Origin of the sequence: Rhizobium anhuiense (assembly GCF_003985145.1) — a bacterium.
GTDB classification, from domain to species: Bacteria; Pseudomonadota; Alphaproteobacteria; order Rhizobiales; family Rhizobiaceae; genus Rhizobium; species Rhizobium anhuiense.
In genome coordinates, this window is the sequence record NZ_ML133534.1 from 112,063 (window position 1) to 130,379 (window position 18,317).

Below are 18,317 nucleotides of genomic sequence, written 5' to 3' on the forward strand. Positions count from 1 at the left end.
CGAAATTTTTGTGATGAGGATATCGATCACTGCCGAAGCCGTGTCGAAATGTGACAAAATCAAGGCGGGATTGATGGCGGGCAGCGTCTTGAAACGATGCAAAGCAACGAATTCGTCCCCAGACTCGCTTGATAAGGCCCGATAACGCGAATCACTTCACGGTTGGAAACGGGATCGCGGCCACGCTTCCAGGAGGGACGGCTTGCTCAGTTGGCGCGCGCCAGAGGCCGGCCGCGGATTGTCGCGACAGGTCTGAACTCATGGTTACGATGCAGAAGAATCGCGCCGCCTGCCGGTATTCAGCGATTTCTAAGGATGGTCACGCCGGTTCGAGGACGCGTTTCCTGCCGCCCCAGGAGATGAAGTTCGGGTTGGCGAAGTCGAAATCGGCGGCCTTTCCCGTCTTGCCGTAGGTCAGCAATGTTCCGTCCAGTGTCACCGTCGAGCCGCCGGCAGCACGCAGCACCGCATCGCCGGCCGCGGTGTCCCACTCCATCGTGCGGGTGAAGCGCGGATAGACGTCGGCCTTCCCTTCGGCCAGCAGGCAGAACTTCAGCGAGGAGCCGATATTGGTACATTTAAAGATCGCGTGGTCGGCGAGGAAGCTTCCGGTCTCCGGGCTGTTGTGGCGAAGGCTTGCAAGCGCCAGCCTGTCGTCCGGCTGTTCGCGCACCGTGATTGCACTGCGTGCGCTAACGGTGAAATCGTCGGCGACGACGAGCCTCTCGGCGTGGCCGCACTCTCCGGAGAAGGCAAGCCCGAGCGCCGGCGCATAGACGATGCCGGCCACCGGGGCGCCGTTCTCGATATAGGCGATGTTGACGGTGAATTCCTGCCGTCCTTCGACGAATTCACGCGTGCCGTCGAGAGGGTCGACCAGGAAGAAGCCTCGGCCGCTGATGTCGGGCACCTTGCCGGCAGCGACCGATTCTTCCGCCACCACGGGTATCTCGGGATAATCTCTGGCGAGATGAGTAAGGATGATGCGTTCGGCCTCCTCGTCGGCGACCGTGACCGGACTTGCATCCGCCTTCATGGCGACGGGGAAACCTTCGCGCAGGACCGTCATGATGGCCCTGCCGGCTTCGAGCGCCGCCTTTTCAAATGTCCTCAGCATTGTCCTTTTGCCGTTCGCCATGCGAGCCGAGCACCCCACTGTCGCTCGTCCGCAAACCATCCCTGTCACACCATATACCTATCAAAGATTGATATGGTGTTTCCCGTTGCGCTTCGCACCCTTACACGTAAGGCAGTGATGCTACCATAAGTTCCCAGTCCTGTCAGAGGAGATGGTGGTCGGTCGCTCATGAAATGGCATTCGGAAAAGCGCCCGGCCTGAGGTCTGAATTTGCGTCATCTTCCAATTTTGTGGAATAGCTTGCACAGCAGACGGCGCAAGAAATCGGTGGCAACATTGCCGAACTTTTAACCGCGCGGCGATTTCTGGCTAAAAATCCGCCGCTCCATGCCGTTTTTATGTGGATTTTGGTTCAAAACGAACCATTTAGCCCTGTTCTGACAAGAATCTGTCGGAATAAATCCTTTTTGTCTTCACATTTCCAACGAAACCGGTATGCATTCGGCCTATGAGGTTCCCTGAAACGGGGAACCAAAGAACCAAAAAGAGATGCAGTGTCTTCCGCTCGCATCCAGGGGAAAACGACATATGGAGTATTTCGTCCAGCAGCTCTTCAATGGGCTGACGCTCGGATCCATCTATGGCCTTGTGGCTATCGGCTATACGATGGTTTATGGCATTATCGGCATGATCAATTTCGCCCATGGCGACATCTTCATGCTCGGTGGTTTCGCCGCTCTTATCGTCTTTCTCGTCCTCACATCCATCTTCGCAGGTCTCCCGGTGGCAATTCTGCTGCTGGCGATGCTTGTCGTCGCGATGCTGATGACGAGTTTATGGAATTGGACGATCGAGCGCGTCGCATACCGTCCCTTGCGCGGGTCTTTCCGCCTGGCGCCGCTGATCACGGCAATCGGCATGTCGATCACGCTGTCCAACTTCATCCAGGTGACGCAGGGTCCGCGTAACAAGCCGATCCCGCCGATGGTGAGCTCGGTCTACCAGTTCGGCAACATCTCGATATCGCTGAAGCAGATCATCATCATCGCGATCACGGCGGTGTTGCTGACGATCTTCTGGTATATCGTCAATCATACTTCACTCGGCCGTGCCCAGCGCGCCACCGAACAGGATCGCAAGATGGCCGCATTGCTCGGCGTCAATGTCGATCAGACGATCTCGATCACCTTTGTGATGGGGGCGGCGCTGGCTGCTGTCGCCGGCACGATGTATCTGATGTATTATGGCGTCGCTTCGTTCGCCGACGGCTTCACGCCGGGTGTGAAGGCATTTACCGCAGCCGTTCTCGGCGGCATCGGGTCGCTGCCGGGCGCCGTTCTCGGCGGGCTGATGATCGGCCTCATCGAATCGCTGTGGTCGGCCTACTTCACCATCGCGTACAAGGATGTCGCGACCTTCGCCATCCTCGCTTTCGTACTGATCTTCAAGCCGACGGGTATCCTGGGGCGGCCGGAAGTCGAGAAGGTATAACGTCATGGCAAACATTGAGAATTCTGCAGGCAAGCCCGATGCCGGACTTGTCCGCAAAGGCCTTACCGAAGCCCTTTTCGCCGCTGTCCTGTCGTTTGGCATGTTCGTTCTCTATGTCGGCCTCAAGACCGACCAGAATATCAACAACGAGCTGATCATCGTCCAGCGCTGGGGATTGCTTGCAATCTTCGTCGCCGTTGCCGCGATCGGCCGCTTCGCCATGGTCGTTTTCATCAAACCGAATATCGACCGTCGCAAGCTCTCGAAGGCGCGCGAGGGCGAGCTCGACATCTCGACCGAGAAGGGCTTCTTCCGTCGGCATTTCCTGAAGATCTCGCTGATAGCACTGCTGCTCTATCCCGTGGTGATCGTGGCGTTGGTCGGCGCTCAGGGCTCGCTGAAATGGGTCGATAATTTCGGTATCCAGATCCTGATCTACGTGATGCTTGCCTGGGGACTCAACATCGTCGTTGGCCTGGCCGGCCTGCTCGATCTCGGTTATGTCGCCTTCTACGCGGTTGGCGCCTATTCCTATGCATTGCTGTCGAGCTATTTCGGCTTTTCCTTCTGGGTCTTGCTGCCGCTTTCCGGCATCTTCGCAGCCCTCTGGGGCGTCATCCTCGGCTTCCCGGTGCTGCGCCTGCGCGGCGACTACCTCGCCATCGTGACGCTTGCCTTCGGTGAAATCATCCGCCTCGTGCTCATCAACTGGACTGACGTGACCAAGGGCACTTTCGGTATCTCGAGCATTCCGAAGGCGACACTCTTTGGTATTCCCTTCGATGCGACGGCCGGCGGCTTTGCCAAGCTCTTCCACCTGCCGATGTCGTCTGCCTATTACAAGATCTTCCTCTTCTATCTTATCCTGGCGCTCTGCATGCTGACGGCCTACGTCACCATCCGGCTGCGCCGCATGCCAATCGGGCGTGCCTGGGAAGCGTTGCGCGAAGACGAGATCGCCTGCCGTTCGCTCGGCATCAACACGGTGACGACCAAGCTCACCGCCTTTGCGACGGGCGCCATGTTCGGCGGGTTCGCCGGCTCGTTCTTCGCAGCCCGCCAGGGCTTCGTCTCGCCGGAATCCTTCGTCTTTCTGGAATCGGCCGTCATCCTCGCCATCGTCGTTCTTGGCGGCATGGGGTCGTTGACCGGCATCGCGATCGCCGCGATCGTCATGGTCGGCGGCACCGAGGCGCTGCGCGAAATGGACTTCCTGAAAGCGGTCTTCGGGCCCGACTTCACGCCGGAACTTTACCGCATGCTGCTCTTCGGTCTCGCCATGGTCGTCGTCATGCTGTTCAAGCCGCGCGGTTTCGTCGGCTCACGTGAACCGACTGCCTTCCTCAAAGAGCGCAGGGCAATATCCGGAAGCTTCATCAAGGAGGGCCACGGTTGATGAGCCCCGTTATCAATACAATGTCGAGCGATACGCTTCTCAAAGTTGAACACCTGTCGATGAAGTTCGGCGGCCTGATGGCCATCAACGACTTCTCCTTCGAAGCCAAGCGCGGCGATATTACTGCGCTGATCGGGCCGAACGGTGCCGGCAAGACCACGGTCTTCAACTGCATCACCGGCTTCTACAAGCCGACGATGGGCATGATCACGCTCAACCAGAAGAGCGGCAAGCAGTACCTGCTGGAGCGTCTGCCGGACTTTCGCATCACCAAGGAAGCCAGGGTGGCGCGTACTTTCCAGAACATCCGGTTGTTCTCCGGTCTGACTGTTCTAGAAAACCTGCTCGTTGCCCAGCACAACAAGCTGATGAAGGCATCGGGTTATACCATCCTCGGCCTTATCGGCGTCGGTCCCTATAAGCGGGAAGCGGCCGGAGCGATCGAGCTTGCCCGCTTCTGGCTCGAGAAGGCCGACCTGATCGACCGCGCTGACGACCCTGCCGGCGATTTGCCTTATGGCGCCCAGCGGCGTCTGGAAATCGCTCGCGCCATGTGCACCGACCCGGAGCTGCTTTGCCTGGACGAACCGGCTGCAGGCCTGAACCCGCGGGAATCGGCAACGCTCAACGCGTTGCTGCAGAATATCCGTGCTGAAACCGGAACGTCGATCTTGCTGATCGAGCATGACATGTCGGTGGTCATGGAAATTTCCGACCACGTCGTCGTTCTCGAATACGGCCAGAAGATTTCCGATGGCACGCCGGATCACGTGAAGCACGATCCGAAGGTCATCGCGGCCTATCTCGGTGTCGAGGATGAAGAAGTGGAAGAGGTGATCGCGACCGTCGAGCAGCTCGAAGGAGGCGCAAACTGATGGGCGATGAAGTAATGACGGGTCAACCGCTCCTTCAGGTGAATGGCGTCGAAACCTATTATGGCAATATCCGTGCACTGGCCGGCATCGATGTTCACGTCAACAAAGGCGAGATCGTCAGCCTGATCGGCGCCAATGGCGCCGGCAAATCGACGCTGATGATGACGATCTGCGGCAGCCCGCAGGCCCGCACCGGTTCGGTCGTCTTCGAGGGCCGCGAAATCACTCGCATGCCAACTCATGAAATCGCCCGCCTGCGCATCGCGCAGTCACCGGAAGGCCGCCGTATCTTTCCGCGCATGACGGTTCTGGAAAACCTCCAGATGGGCGCCGGCCTCGACAATCTCAAATACTTCGCCGAGGACGTCGAGAAGATCTTCACGCTCTTCCCGCGCCTCAAGGAACGCCATGCCCAGCGCGGCGGAACGCTTTCGGGCGGTGAGCAGCAGATGCTGTCGATCGGCCGCGCCCTGATGGCGCGCCCGAAGCTGCTTCTTCTCGACGAACCCTCGCTCGGTCTTGCGCCGCTGATCGTCAAAGGCATTTTCGAGGCGATCAAGAAGCTCAACGAGGCAGAGGGGTTGACCGTTTTCCTCGTCGAGCAGAACGCCTTCGCCGCCCTCAGGCTGTCGCACCGCGCCTACGTGATGGTGAACGGCAAGGTGACGATGAGCGGCTCCGGCAAGGAGCTTCTCGCCAATCCCGAGGTCCGCGCTGCCTATCTCGAAGGCGGAAGACACTAGGTCGAAAGGAGAGTTTGATATGCAGGGACTTTTCTTCGAAGGCGATGCCGGCTCCCTTGTGGCGATCCGCGTCATCGTCGTGCTCTTGGGCTTCTGGACGGCTTGGCGTGCCGGCAAAGCGGTCGCCGAGAGCTGGAACAACTATCCGCTGGCCGTCGTCTACACCTTCCTGTTGGCCTGGGCGATGCAGTTCCTGCACCACGCCCTGTTCAACGGGCCGATGCTCGACGCTTTCTACTACATCATCGATTTCGTGACGCTGCTGGTCTTCTCGACGGCCGGCTTCCGCTACCGCCGCACCAATCAGATGGTCAACAACTATTACTGGCTGTACGAAAAAACTTCCGCGTTCTCGTGGAAGGACAAACATTGACAGTCCGTTGAAACTAGGCATGAATTGCCTTCCGAGTGGAACAGCTTCCCTGGTGCAGTCAATGGTGGGTAATGCGCCGGGTCTTGGACCGAAACCCGCCCAAAAATTGGGAGTAACAATATGAAGAAGTCTCTTCTGTCGGCAGTGGCTCTGACGGCGATGGTCGCCTTCAGCGGCAACGCTTGGGCCGACGTCCTCATCGCTGTCGCTGGTCCGCTGACTGGTCCGAACGCCGCATTCGGCGCTCAGCTTCAGAAGGGTGCCGAGCAGGCGGCTGCCGATATCAACGCCGCCGGCGGCATCAACGGCGAGCAGATCAAGCTCGAGCTCGGCGACGACGTCTCCGACCCGAAGCAGGGCATTTCGGTCGCCAACAAGTTCGTTGCTGACGGCGTCAAGTTCGTCATCGGCCACTTCAACTCGGGCGTTTCGATCCCGGCTTCGGAAGTTTATGCCGAAAACGGCATCCTCGAAATCACCCCGGCCGCAACGAACCCGAAGTTTACCGAACGGGGCCTCTGGAACACGTTCCGCACCTGCGGCCGTGACGACCAGCAGGGCGCCATCGCCGGCAAGTATCTTGCCGACCACTTCAAGGACGCCAAGATCGCCGTCGTTCACGACAAGACCCCCTATGGTCAGGGCCTTGCCGATGAAACCAAGAAGGCGATGAATGCCGCCGGTCTCACCGAAGTCATCTATGAAGGCATCAATGTCGGTGACAAGGACTTCTCCGCCCTCATCGCCAAGATGAAGGAAGCCGGCGTCTCGATCATCTATTGGGGTGGTCTGCACACGGAAGCCGGTCTCATCATCCGTCAGGCAGCCGACCAGGGCCTGAAGGCGACGCTGGTTTCGGGTGACGGTATCGTGTCGAACGAACTGGCCTCGATCGCTGGCGACGCAGTCGCCGGTACGCTGAACACCTTCGGTCCCGATCCGACGCTGAACCCGGCCAACAAGGAACTCGTCGAAAAGTTCAAGGCCGCCGGTTTCAATCCGGAAGCCTACACGCTCTATTCCTACGCTGCGATGCAGGCGATCGCCGGTGCCGCCAAGGCTGCCGGTTCGACAGACGCAGAAGCCGTTGCAACGGCCATGAAGGAAAAGGGTCCGTTCCCGACCGTTCTCGGCGACATCTCATTCGACGAAAAGGGCGACCCGAAGATCCCCGGCTACATCATGTATGAGTGGAAGAAGGGCCCGGACGGCAAGTACAGCTACTTCCCGCAGTAAGCTTCGCTTCCCCAATATGGGACATGACTATCGAAGCCCGGTTCCGACCGGGCTTCTTTTTTTGAATGTTTACATTCTCTTTCCTGGTTTGCTCGGCGTCACGAGGCCGAACCGATATGCCGGAGGCGTTACGGCGGATGGAGAACTCCGGGCATCGCCACGGAAGAGACGCGGACTGCCACGCTGTGTCAGGTATGTCTGCGAACACCTGTCAGCTATGTATCAGGGCCGTACAACAGGTGGGGAGATGGCCGGTAGGCCAGAGGGGGACTTTTGATGTTTCCTCACATCTCGTGCAGCACATGCGTTGCCTTTACGGCGGCTGATGCCCGGTTCTCGACGCCGAGCTTCACGTAGATCTGTTCGAGGTGCTTGTTGACCGTGCGCGCCGACAGTCCCAATATTTCGCCGATGTCGCGGTTGGCCTTGCCTTTGGCGATCCAGAGCAGCACTTCGGATTCGCGCTGGGTGAGCGAGAAGCGCTGGCGCAGCACCTCGTCGTCGCTGCGCTGATTGGCGGCGGTGAGGCGGAAGAGATATTCGTCGGGACCGATCGCGCCGAGGAAGGCGAGCTGCAGCGCCGCCTGGCCGGCATGGGCGATCGAGATGATACCGTCGCGCACCGCGGCGACACGGTCGCGCATCCAGCCGGCGATATGGCGGACGACGATGTCCATGCCGTCGTCGCTGCCCATGGCGGCATTGACCAGCCGTGTCGCTTGCGGCGTCGACCAGTGGATGGCGCCGTCGCCCTTGACTGCCAGCAGATGGCGGCCGGCTGCATCCAGCGCGATGCGGGCGCTTTGGGCCGAGCGAGCGTTGCGCAGATGCACGCGGATGCGGGCGCGCAGCTCGTCGATGTTGATCGGCTTACTGAGATAATCGACACCGCCGGATTCCAGCGCGTGCACGACATGCTCGGTCTCGGTCAGGCCGGTCATGAAGATGACGGGCACCTGCGCCACCGCGGCATTCGCCTTCAGCCGGCGGCAGGTCTCGAATCCATCCATGCCGGGCATCACCGCGTCGAGCAGGATGAGATCGGGGGTGATGCGCTCGACGATACCGAGCGCCGCCGCGCCCGATGTGGCGATCAGCACGGAGAAGCCGGATTGTTCGAGCGCGTCGCTCAAAAAGCCGAGCGCTTCGGCCGAGTCGTCGACGAGCAGAACGATGTCGCGGGGCAGGGCCGGCTCAGCCAATGGATTCCACCTTTTCGTCGAAGTCGTGCAGGAAGGTCATGAAGCCGGCAAGATCGAAGGCGGCGACATAGACGCGAAGCGCCTCGGTGAATGGCTGATTTGCCTCCACCTTGGCAAGGTCCGAAAGCTTGGCTTCGATGCCTCTGATGTAGCCGATTTCACCAAGCCGCAGCAATTCCTGCACATGGGCGGCACCTGGGCTTACCATCGGCGCTTCGATCTTGACAGGAATGGCAGGCGCGGCGTCGGCATAGATCCATTTCAAGCCAAGATGCAGGGCGAGCTTGTCGCGCAGCTGGCGGATGTCGACCGGCTTGCCGATCGCGTCGTTGTGGCTGTCGTCACTGTCGATCAGAACGGCCGCGTCGCCGATATTGGCCGAAAGCATCAGCACTGGCGCCGTCTGACCGGCCTCGCGCAGACGCGAGACGAGCTGCCAGCCGTTCATGCCGGGCATCAGGATGTCGACGAGGAAAAGGTCCGGCATGATGCCCTCGATCAGCGTCAGGCATTCGCCGCCGCCCGCCGCCGTCAGCACGATGAAATCGAGAGGCGCCAGGATTTCGCGCATCATCTCGCGATGGTCTTCGTTGTCATCGACGACGACGAGCGTGCGCCGCGGGCCGTCGTAGCCGGCGATGCGCTTTTCCTGCGGTGCCGCGACCGCCGCGCGCATGACGGCAGACAACATCAGCCGTACGCGGAAGGTCGAGCCTTCGTCCTTCACGCTCGAAACCGAAATCTCGCCGCCGAGCGTGTTGGTCAGAAGCCGGGTGATGGTGAGCCCGAGGCCGAGCCCCGGCATCGGCCGCACGCTTTCGGCCTCACCGCGCTGGAAGGGTTCGTAGATGCGGGTCAGGTCTTTCTCGGTGATGCCGCGGCCGGTATCGGCGACGGTGAAGGTCGCGACCTGGCTGCGATAGCCGATATCGAAGGTGACGCTGCCTTCGTCGGTGAATTTGATCGCATTGGAGAGCAGGTTGACGAGAATCTGGCGCAGGCGCTTTTCGTCGGTGCGGACGAATTGCGGCAAAGCGGCTGAGCGCTCATGGATGAAGGCGAGCCCCTTGGCCTGCGCCTGCGGGCGGAACATGTCGACGATCTGGTCGAGGAAATCCTGGATGTTGATTTCGTTGGAATAGACCTGCAGGCGGCCGGCCTCGATCTTGGAGATATCGAGCAGGCCGTCGATCAGCCCCGAGAGGTGTTCGGCGCTGCGGCGGATGACCTTGATCGAGGATTGGCGCGGCGCCGGGATTGTCTCGTCGCGCTCGAGAATCTGGGCATAGCCGAGCACGGCGTTCAGCGGCGTACGTAATTCATGGCTGAGCCCGACGACATAGCGGCTCTTGGCGCGGTTGGCGGCCTCGGCCGTTTCTTTGGCATTCTGCAGGGCGGCGTCGGTCTTCTTGTGGGCGGCGATTTCCTTGAGCAGCAGCGTGTTCTGGCGCGAGGATTCCTCCTCGGCGACGACGCGGCTGTCATGGGCGAGCACATAGAACCAGCAGACGACGCCTGATATCACCGAGAAGACGAAGAAGACGATGAGGATGGTGCGGTTGACGACCTCGGCCGTCTCGGGCGATGCGGCGGCGACCTGATGGGCGATCATTGCCAGGATCGCGCCGATGGCGGTCAGTGCCAGCACCACGGCGATGCCGTAGCGGCCGAGGCGCGTCGTCAGTTTCCCGACTATGGTATCCGGCAGCAGCGCCTTGGCGACGGTGCCGACCTGCGTGTTGAAACGGGCGGCCGGCTTGCACATGTCGTGGCAGCGGCTGTCGAGCGAGCAGCAGAGTGAGCAGATCGGCGCGGCATAGGCCGGGCACCAGGCCATATCCTCCGGCTCGAACGGGTGTTCGCAGACCGAACAGGTGATGTTTGTCAGGTTTTTCCAGCTCTGGCGCGGCTTGCGGGCGAGGTAGAATTTGCCTCTCGTCGCCCAGGCGATGACGGGCGAGGCGATCAGCGCGATGACGAGGGTGATATAGGGGGCGAGTGAGGCGGCGATCTCGCCGAAGGCGCCGAAATGGGCAATCAGCGATACCGTCGCCGACAGCGTCATGGCGCCGAGGCCGACCGGATTGATGTCGTAGAGGTGGGCGCGCTTGAATTCGATGCCGGGTGGAGCCAGCCCCAGCGGCTTATTGATGAACAGATCGGCGGAGATCGTGCAGAGCCAAGCCATGGCGATGATCGAGAAGATGCCGAGCGTCTCTTCCAGCAGCCGGTAGATGCCGAGTTCCATCAAAAGCAGGGCGATGGCGACATTGAAGACCAGCCAGATGACGCGGCCGGGATGGCTGTGCGTCAGCCGCGAGAAGAAATTCGACCAGGCGAGCGAGCCGGCATAGGCGTTCATCACATTGATCTTCAGCTGTGAGACGACGACGAAGGCGGCCATCAACAGCAGCGCCGCATTGTGCCAGGGGACCATGTAGCCGAAGGCGGTCAGATACATTTGCGCCGGGTCGGCGGCGCGGTCGAGGGGGACGCCCGAGGTGAAGGTGAGCACGACCAGGAAGGAGCCGGCAAGCAGCTTCGGCGCGCCGATGATGACCCAGCCGGGGCCGGCCAGAAAGACCGCCAGGCGATGGCGCCACTTGCGCTGCGGGTCCGGCGGCAGGAAGCGCAGGAAGTCGGCCTGTTCACCGATCTGCGACATCAGCGCCAGGATGACGGCGGAGGCCGCGCCGAACTCGACCAGATCGAATTCGGCGATGGTGCCCGGCGGGCCTGAGGCGTGGCGAATGCCGGCGAAGGCGCGCCAGAGATCGAATTTTTCCCAGTCCAAAAAGGCGATGAAGATGAAAGGCAGGATATTCAGCACGATCCAGAAGGGCTGGGTCATCAGCTGGAACTTGCTGATCAACCGCACGCCGTGCGTCACGAGCGGGATCACCATGACGGCGCTGATGATGTAGCCGATCCAGAGCGGGATGCCGAGGGTAAGCTCCAGCGCCCCGGACATGATCGATGCCTCGATCGCAAACAGCATGAAGGTGAAGCTCGCATAGATCAGCGAGGTGATGGTCGAGCCGATATAGCCGAAGCCTGCGCCGCGCGTCAGCAGATCGATGTCGACGCCGTGGCGGATGGCATACCGGCTGATCGGCAAGCCGATCGCCAACATGGCGATGCTGGCGACGATAATGGCATAAAAGGCGTTGGTGGTGCCGTAGGAGAGGGTGATCGCACCGCCGATCGCCTCAAGCGCCAGAAAGGAAATCGCGCCGATCGCCGTCTGCGAGATGCGCTGCGAGGAGAAATGGCGGGCGCTTTTGGCGGTGAAGCGCAGCGCGTAATCTTCCAGCGTCTGGTTGGCGACCCAGCGATTATATTCGCGTCTTACCGGAATGATGCGTTGGCGCGCTGCCATGTCTTCCTTTCGGCATTCCGGTTGGGGCTCATCGTCTCTCCGGCAGTTTTGGCGGGATGGGCGGGAAAGGCAAGAGGCGGGTGCCGGCTGGTTCACAGAATGGCAATATTTTTGCAATTGATCTGTCACATAAGCGCTCTAACTCTCCCGGCGTTCGTTCAACCATTTCGGGTATCACCATGTCTGTTTTAAGCCTTTGCCGCCTGAGCACCGCCCTTGTCTGCCTTCTTTCCATCGTGCCATCGCTTGCCAGCGCCGAGCAGGCCACGGCGGCGAAAGTTCCTTATGCGGAGGCTGGAAACACCAACAAGCGTGGTGACGCCTGCTTCTCGACGGCGGACACCAATGCCGCCGTTCACCTCCTCTCCGGCTTCCTCGAAATCTGGACCCCGCGCACGCCTTTCGTCGATGCGGGTGTCGAAGCCCCGGCCAAGGACAATTGTCCGGCAGTCGCCAAGACGGATTGGGACGGTATTCCCGCCAGCAAGACCGACGGCCATATCGTCAACCAGGCCGTCCATGACGCCAACATCGCCTATGTCGTCAATGCGACGCGGGCGCGGACGGCCGATCAGGCGTTGGCCGCCTATCTCGACGATCGGCGCGGCAAGAATGCCAGCATCGTCGATGGTCTCGGTCCGCTGACGGATGCCTGGAAGGCCGGCTCGAAGCAGACCACCACGATCACCGAGGTGGCGGCTGATGCGACGACGGTCAAATACGACGATAAGGGCAACAATCGCGGCGCCGGCAGCAAGCCGGACACGGAAAACAAGACCGATGCCAACCCCGACATGGGCCTTGCGATCGACTTCATCAACGCCGCAAGCGGCGACGGCTCGACGGAGCCTGCCAAGCGCTATTTCAAATATGGCCGTCCGTATCGCTGGAGCCAGGATGTGTCGGTCGTCCCGACGCTGGAGCCCGCCAAAAGCGTCAAGCCGGTCGAAGACGGCGGTTTCCCGAGCGGGCATACGGCGGAAGCCTGGCGGGATGCACTGGCCATGGCCTATCTCGTGCCGCAGCGCTTTCAGGAAATGATCACGCGCGCCAGCGAACTGGGTGAAGACCGCATCCTTGCCGGCATGCATTCTCCTCTCGACGTGATGGGCGGCCGCATGCTCGGCACCGCCACGGTCGTCTACAATCTGAACAAGGCCGACAACTCAGCGCTGAAGAGCGATGCGTATGCCCAAGCGCAGGCATGGCTCATCGCCAAATCAGGCGTTGCGGATGCGGCTGCGCTCGAAGTCGCCGCGCATGCAGCGCCGCTCGCGGCAGACCGTTTTGCCGATCATGACGCCAACCGCGCTTACGTGCTGCAGCGCCTGGGCTACGGCCTGCCGACCATCCATGCAACCGATCAGCCGGCGCGCGTGCCGCAGGGCGCCGAAGCGCTTCTCGAAACGCGTCTGCCCTATCTGGACGGCGCGCAGCGTCGCGACGTGCTTGGCACAACGGCGATTGCGTCCGGCTATCCGCTCATCGACGACGCGGAAGGGTACGGCCGCCTCAACCTGTTTGCCGCCGCCGATGGCTATGGCGCGTTCGACCAGGATGTCACCGTGACGATGGACGCGGCAGAGGGCGGTTTCAATGCGATCGATACCTGGCGGAACGATATCGGCGGCAAGGGCAAGCTGGTGAAGCGCGGCAGCGGCATTCTCGGGCTTTCGGGCGCCAACAGCTATGCCGGCGGCACCGTGCTGGAAGATGGCGTGCTGGTGGCCGGCTCGCCCTCGGCCTTCGGCACCGGCGGGCTGACGGTCAATGGCGGTTCGCTCATCGTGGCGGCTGACAAGCCGTTGACCGTAGGCGGCGATTATCAACAGCTCGCCAATGCGACAGCGAAGCCGACGCTGGGCGCGAACGGCGCAGGCGCGCTGGTCGTCGCAGGCAAGGCGGTGCTGGCCGGCGATCTCGACGTGACGCTTGCCGATGGCTATGCCCCGACGCCGGGAACGAAGATCGAGATCTTGAAGGCGAATGCCGTGACCGGCACCTTTGGCAAGCTCACGGTCTCCGGCCACAAGGCGAGCCTCTCCTACAGCCCGACAACGGTTACCTTGACGATCGACGGATAATTTCCGGTATCGAGCGGACAGGGCATCCCTGCTGTGGGATGCCCTTCCTGCCCCGGCCTGTCTGTTTGACCCCCGCACCTACGTCATTTTGCGTATGTGTTTTTGCGCTGCAGCACCCGATAGTCCCTTAAGCAACAGTTAATCTCCGTTTCCGGCCTGTTGCGGAACAAGAAGAGGGGCTCAACCTGATGAATCTCAAAACCACTATCACCGGTGCTGCGCTCGGCGCCGTCATGGCGGCATCGGCCGCTTTCAGCGGGGCGATTGCCGCCGACGACACGATCAAGGTCGGCGTATTGCATTCGCTCTCCGGCACCATGGCGATTTCCGAAACGACGCTGAAAGATGCCATGCTGATGCTCATCGACGAGCAGAACAAGAAGGGCGGCCTTCTCGGCAAGAAGCTCGAGGCCGTCGTCGTCGATCCGGCTTCCGACTGGCCGCTGTTTGCCGAAAAGGCACGCGAACTGATCGAGAAAGACAAGGTCGCTGCCGTCTTCGGTTGCTGGACCTCGTCTTCGCGCAAATCCGTGCTGCCGGTTTTCGAAGAGCTGAACTCGCTGCTCTTCTACCCGGTGCAGTATGAAGGCGAAGAATCCTCGCGCAACATCTTCTACACCGGTGCGGCTCCGAACCAGCAGGCGATCCCGGCCGTCGACTACCTGATGAACACCGAAGGCGTGAAGCGCTTCGTGCTCGAAGGCACCGACTACGTTTATCCCCGCACGACCAACAAGATCCTCGAAGCCTATCTCGAAGCCAAGGGCATTCCGAAGGAAGACATTCTCGTCAACTACACGCCGTTCGGTTTCTCCGACTGGCAGACTGAAGTCGCCAAGATCAAGGAATTCGGCTCGGCCGGCAAGAAGACTGCCGTCGTCTCCACCATCAACGGCGACGCCAACGTTCCCTTCTACAAGGAACTCGGCAACCAGGGCATCAAAGCCACCGACATCCCCGTCGTCGCCTTCTCGGTCGGCGAAGAAGAGCTTGCCGGTCTCGACACCAAGCCGCTCGTCGGTCATCTCGCCGCCTGGAACTACTTCGAGTCGGTCGAAAGCCCGGCCAACAAGAAGTTCATCAAGGAATGGCATGCGTTCACCAAGAACGACAAGCGCGTGACGAATGACCCGATGGAAGCCGCCTATATCGGCTTCAACGCCTGGGTCAAAGCTGTCCAGGCTGCCGGCACCACCAATACCGATGCCGTTCTCGACAACATCATCGGCGTCACCGTTCCGAACCTCTCCGGCGGCTATGCCACCGTCATGCCGAACCACCACATCACCAAGCCGGTGCTGATCGGTGAAATCCAGGCCGACGGCCAGTTCGAAATCGTCCAACAGACGCCTGCCGTCGTCGGCGACGAATGGTCGGACTACCTGCCCGACTCCAAGGACCTGATCTCCGATTGGCGCAAGCCTATGTCCTGCGGCAACTTCAATGTCGCGACCGGCAAGTGCGGCGGCAAGGGCTCCTGAGCGAACTGACCTGACACCAGCCTGAAGACTTCCGTCCGGATTGCAAATCCGGGCGGAAGCTCCGTCCCCGGCGGTCGCTGCCGAGAAGGCAACGCTGGAGCAATTCCAACAAAGGTGCACAGCGGTTCTGTGTCCGGAATTGCGTGAGAACACTGAGATAGAGCATTTCACACTATGCTCCGGTTAGGCGGGAAAGCCGATGTATCGCGCCATCAAGATTTTTCTTTTGACCCTTTGCCTGACCCTCTCGGGGCTGACGGCCGGCCTGAAGGCTCAGGACGATATCCATGCCCTCGTCGATGCGCTCGGCACCGGCGGGTTTCCGGAGCGCGAAGCCGCCATCAAGGCGCTCGTCGCCTCGAAGGATGCGCATGTCAGCCAGATATTGCAGCAGTTGAGCGACGGCCTGCTCTATGTCAATTCCGAGGAGGGCGGTCCAGTTCTCGTCCAAGGCGGCACCGAAGACGAGCCGACCTTTTCCGATCCGATCACCGGCGAGGCTGTCGCCGATCTCGATCCCGACATGATGTCCAAAGTCCGGATCAACAATTCCGTTCGTACCCTGATCGGCACCATCATGAGCCAGTTGACGCTGCTGAGCCCCGATCGCGGCGCTCGCCTTGCTGCGGCTCAAGGCCTGCTGAAGGATGCCGATCCCGCCAACCTTGATCTGCTTAATTCCGCGCTGGCGGATGAGAAGGACGCCGAGATCAAGAGCACCATGGAAGCGGCCCGTGCCGTGATGGTGCTGAAGGGCGATGTCAGCGCCGCCGAGAAGAAGGCGGCGATCGATACGGTCGCAGCCCGCGGCGGTCGCGACGCCCTGACCATTCTGACCACGGCGTTGACAACGGCGCCCGAAGATCTGAAGCCCGTCATCCAGGCGCATATCAGCTCGATCAACCGCAGCTTGGCGCTCTGGGATATCGTCCAGAACGTCTGGTACGGTCTGTCGCTCGGCTCGGTGCTGCTGCTAGCGGCAATCGGCCTTGCCATCACTTTCGGGGTCATGGGCGTCATCAACATGGCGCATGGCGAAATGGTGATGATCGGCGCTTACACCACTTATGTCGTGCAGGAATACATCACCTCGACCTTTCCTGAGCTTGCCGATTATTCGCTGGCCTTTGCGGTGCCGGCCGCCTTCATCTTCACCGGCTTCGTCGGCCTGATCATCGAGCGTGTCGTCATCCGCTATCTCTACGGCCGGCCGCTGGAAACCTTGCTTGCCACCTGGGGCGTATCGCTGATCCTGCAGCAGGCGGTGCGCAGCTATTTCGGCCCGACCAACCGCGAGGTTCGCAATCCGAGCTGGATGTCCGGCACCTTCGATTTCGGCGGGCTTGCCATCACTTGGAACCGGCTCTGGATCATCGTCTTTTCGGTCGTGGTATTCCTGACGCTGCTGATGCTGCTGAAGCGTTCCGCCTTCGGCCTGCAGATGCGGGCGGTGACGCAGAACCGGCGCATGGCCTCCTCAATGGGCATCCGGACCGGCTGGGTCGACGCCTTCACCTTCGCGCTCGGCTCCGGCATCGCCGGCATGGCGGGTGTCGCACTCTCGCAGATCGATAACGTCTCGCCGAACCTCGGCCAGAGCTACATCATCGACAGCTTCATGGTCGTCGTCTTCGGCGGTGTCGGCAATCTCTGGGGCACGCTGGTCGGCGCGCTTTCGCTCGGCGTCGTCAACAAGTTCCTCGAGCCTTTCGCCGGCGCCGTGCTCGGCAAGATCCTGGTGCTCGTCCTCATCATTCTCTTCATCCAGAAGCGTCCGCGCGGGCTCTTCGCACTCAAAGGAAGGGCGGTGGAAGCATGATTACGGCCTTCCTTCTCCGGTCTCTCGATCGCAGGATCTCGATTGCCATCGCCCTGTTGCTGGCGGTCGCCATTCTCGTACCGGTGCTCAATCTGGCGACCGGCCCGACCAACCCGCTGCACATCCCGACCTATATCATGGCGCTGTTCGGCAAATATCTGACCTATGCGCTGCTGGCGCTGGCGCTCGATCTCGTCTGGGGCTTCTGCGGCATCCTCTCGCTCGGCCACGGCGCCTTCTTCGCGCTCGGCGGTTATGCGATGGGCATGTATCTGATGCGCCAGATCGGCTCGCGCGGCGTCTACGGCGATCCTGTCCTGCCCGATTTCATGGTGTTCCTCAATTGGAAGGAGCTGCCCTGGTTCTGGTACGGTTTCGACCAGTTCTGGTTTGCGGCGCTGATGGTGCTCGCCGTGCCCGGCCTGCTCGCCTTCGTCTTCGGGTGGTTCGCCTTCCGCTCGCGCGTCAACGGCGTCTATCTTTCGATCATCACCCAGGCGATGACTTATGCGCTGCTGCTGGCCTTCTTCCGCAACGATATGGGCTTCGGCGGCAACAACGGCATGACCGATTTCAAGGACATCCTCGGCTTCAACATCCAGGCGGACGGCACGCGTGCGAGCCTCTTTGCGGCGACCGCGATCTTCCTGGCCCTGTCGCTGATGATCGCCTCGGCGATCGTGCGCTCGAAATTCGGCAAGGTGCTGGTCGGCGTGCGCGATGCCGAAAGCCGCACGCGCTTCCTCGGCTACCGCGTCGAGCATTTCAAGCTCTTCACCTTCGTCGTCTCGGCGATGATGGCAGGCATTGCCGGCGCGCTCTACGTGCCGCAGGTCGGCATCATCAATCCGGGTGAATTCGCCCCTGCCAATTCGATCGAAGTCGTCATCTGGACGGCGGTCGGCGGGCGGGCGACGCTGATCGGGCCCATCATCGGCGCGATCCTCGTCAACGGCGGCAAGACGATCTTCACCGGCCTCTTCCCGGAGATCTGGCTGTTTGCGCTGGGCGGCCTTTTCGTCGCCGTGACGCTGTTCCTGCCGAAGGGCGTCGTCGGCACGATTGCGCAATATCTCGGCAAGCAGAAGCTTGTCTCCAAGGCTGCCCCGCCGGCGGCTGAAGAAGACGACATCGAGCCGAAAATCCAGGCAGCGGAGTGA

Annotated in this window: 13 protein-coding genes; 10 read left to right on the forward strand and 3 right to left on the reverse strand. The window is 61.0% G+C overall.

The features are described from left to right. Positions 1 to 319: 319 nt before the first annotated feature. Positions 320 to 1,117 (reverse strand): 3'(2'),5'-bisphosphate nucleotidase CysQ, encoded by a 798-nt coding sequence (gene cysQ / locus EEQ99_RS26920; protein WP_025554733.1) that lies wholly within the window; start codon positions 1,115 to 1,117, stop codon positions 320 to 322. A gap of 549 nt (positions 1,118 to 1,666) precedes the next feature. On the opposite strand from cysQ, the gene EEQ99_RS26930 reads away from it, so the two are divergent. The 6 genes from EEQ99_RS26930 (at position 1,667) to EEQ99_RS26955 (ending at position 7,192) form a co-directional block, all read left to right on the forward strand. After that, positions 1,667 to 2,569 carry a branched-chain amino acid ABC transporter permease gene (locus EEQ99_RS26930; RefSeq protein WP_025554735.1) on the forward strand — a complete coding sequence of 301 codons (903 nt, stop codon included), beginning with the start codon at positions 1,667 to 1,669 and terminating at the stop codon, positions 2,567 to 2,569. Positions 2,570 to 2,573: 4 nt separating this feature from the next. Beyond that, complete coding sequence (livM, locus tag EEQ99_RS26935; protein ID WP_025570336.1) at positions 2,574 to 3,965, forward strand: high-affinity branched-chain amino acid ABC transporter permease LivM; 1,392 nt, start codon at positions 2,574 to 2,576, stop codon at positions 3,963 to 3,965. Further along, complete coding sequence (locus EEQ99_RS26940) at positions 3,965 to 4,840, forward strand: ABC transporter ATP-binding protein (RefSeq protein ID WP_025554934.1); 876 nt, start codon at positions 3,965 to 3,967, stop codon at positions 4,838 to 4,840. The genes livM and EEQ99_RS26940 overlap by 1 nt, the downstream gene beginning before the upstream one ends. Beyond that, the gene (locus EEQ99_RS26945) at positions 4,840 to 5,583 is read left to right on the forward strand and encodes an ABC transporter ATP-binding protein (protein WP_025554932.1); all 744 of its coding nucleotides are present in this window, start codon (positions 4,840 to 4,842) and stop codon (positions 5,581 to 5,583) included. Before EEQ99_RS26940 ends, EEQ99_RS26945 begins: the two co-directional genes overlap by 1 nt. 19 nt (positions 5,584 to 5,602) lie before the next feature. Then, the gene (locus EEQ99_RS26950; protein WP_025570339.1) at positions 5,603 to 5,956 is read left to right on the forward strand and encodes a DUF6867 family protein; all 354 of its coding nucleotides are present in this window, start codon (positions 5,603 to 5,605) and stop codon (positions 5,954 to 5,956) included. A gap of 120 nt (positions 5,957 to 6,076) precedes the next feature. Then, positions 6,077 to 7,192, forward strand: a complete 1,116-nt coding sequence (locus EEQ99_RS26955) for a branched-chain amino acid ABC transporter substrate-binding protein (RefSeq protein ID WP_025570341.1) — start codon at positions 6,077 to 6,079, stop codon at positions 7,190 to 7,192. A gap of 284 nt (positions 7,193 to 7,476) precedes the next feature. Here EEQ99_RS26955 and EEQ99_RS26960 read toward each other — a convergent pair whose 3' ends face one another. Further along, the gene (locus EEQ99_RS26960) at positions 7,477 to 8,394 is read right to left on the reverse strand and encodes a response regulator transcription factor (RefSeq protein ID WP_127431356.1); all 918 of its coding nucleotides are present in this window, start codon (positions 8,392 to 8,394) and stop codon (positions 7,477 to 7,479) included. After that, positions 8,387 to 11,773: a hybrid sensor histidine kinase/response regulator gene (locus EEQ99_RS26965; protein WP_127431357.1), complete on the reverse strand. Its 3,387-nt coding sequence runs from the start codon at positions 11,771 to 11,773 to the stop codon at positions 8,387 to 8,389. The genes EEQ99_RS26960 and EEQ99_RS26965 overlap by 8 nt, the downstream gene beginning before the upstream one ends. Positions 11,774 to 11,952: 179 nt before the next feature. On the opposite strand from EEQ99_RS26965, the gene EEQ99_RS26970 reads away from it, so the two are divergent. The 4 genes from EEQ99_RS26970 to urtC all read left to right on the forward strand — a co-directional run bounded on the left by EEQ99_RS26970 (position 11,953) and on the right by urtC (position 18,317). Then, on the forward strand, positions 11,953 to 13,857 hold the full coding sequence (locus tag EEQ99_RS26970) for an acid phosphatase (protein ID WP_127431358.1): 1,905 nt from the start codon (positions 11,953 to 11,955) through the stop codon (positions 13,855 to 13,857). A 188-nt stretch (positions 13,858 to 14,045) separates the two neighbouring features. After that, the gene (urtA, locus tag EEQ99_RS26975; RefSeq protein WP_025570349.1) at positions 14,046 to 15,338 is read left to right on the forward strand and encodes an urea ABC transporter substrate-binding protein; all 1,293 of its coding nucleotides are present in this window, start codon (positions 14,046 to 14,048) and stop codon (positions 15,336 to 15,338) included. A gap of 199 nt (positions 15,339 to 15,537) precedes the next feature. Beyond that, positions 15,538 to 17,157, forward strand: a complete 1,620-nt coding sequence (gene urtB / locus EEQ99_RS26980; RefSeq protein ID WP_127431359.1) for an urea ABC transporter permease subunit UrtB — start codon at positions 15,538 to 15,540, stop codon at positions 17,155 to 17,157. Next, on the forward strand, positions 17,154 to 18,317 hold the full coding sequence (urtC, locus tag EEQ99_RS26985) for an urea ABC transporter permease subunit UrtC (RefSeq protein WP_025570352.1): 1,164 nt from the start codon (positions 17,154 to 17,156) through the stop codon (positions 18,315 to 18,317). Before urtB ends, urtC begins: the two co-directional genes overlap by 4 nt.

Coding starts and splice junctions, on each gene's coding strand:
- cysQ (WP_025554733.1), bottom strand. CDS start 1,117: ATGCTGAGGACATTTGAAAAGGCGGCGCTCGAAGCCGGCAGGGCCATC.
- EEQ99_RS26930 (WP_025554735.1), top strand. CDS start 1,667: ATGGAGTATTTCGTCCAGCAGCTCTTCAATGGGCTGACGCTCGGATCC.
- livM (WP_025570336.1), top strand. CDS start 2,574: ATGGCAAACATTGAGAATTCTGCAGGCAAGCCCGATGCCGGACTTGTC.
- EEQ99_RS26940 (WP_025554934.1), top strand. CDS start 3,965: ATGAGCCCCGTTATCAATACAATGTCGAGCGATACGCTTCTCAAAGTT.
- EEQ99_RS26945 (WP_025554932.1), top strand. CDS start 4,840: ATGGGCGATGAAGTAATGACGGGTCAACCGCTCCTTCAGGTGAATGGC.
- EEQ99_RS26950 (WP_025570339.1), top strand. CDS start 5,603: ATGCAGGGACTTTTCTTCGAAGGCGATGCCGGCTCCCTTGTGGCGATC.
- EEQ99_RS26955 (WP_025570341.1), top strand. CDS start 6,077: ATGAAGAAGTCTCTTCTGTCGGCAGTGGCTCTGACGGCGATGGTCGCC.
- EEQ99_RS26965 (WP_127431357.1), bottom strand. CDS start 11,773: ATGGCAGCGCGCCAACGCATCATTCCGGTAAGACGCGAATATAATCGC.
- EEQ99_RS26970 (WP_127431358.1), top strand. CDS start 11,953: ATGTCTGTTTTAAGCCTTTGCCGCCTGAGCACCGCCCTTGTCTGCCTT.
- urtA (WP_025570349.1), top strand. CDS start 14,046: ATGAATCTCAAAACCACTATCACCGGTGCTGCGCTCGGCGCCGTCATG.
- urtB (WP_127431359.1), top strand. CDS start 15,538: ATGTATCGCGCCATCAAGATTTTTCTTTTGACCCTTTGCCTGACCCTC.
- urtC (WP_025570352.1), top strand. CDS start 17,154: ATGATTACGGCCTTCCTTCTCCGGTCTCTCGATCGCAGGATCTCGATT.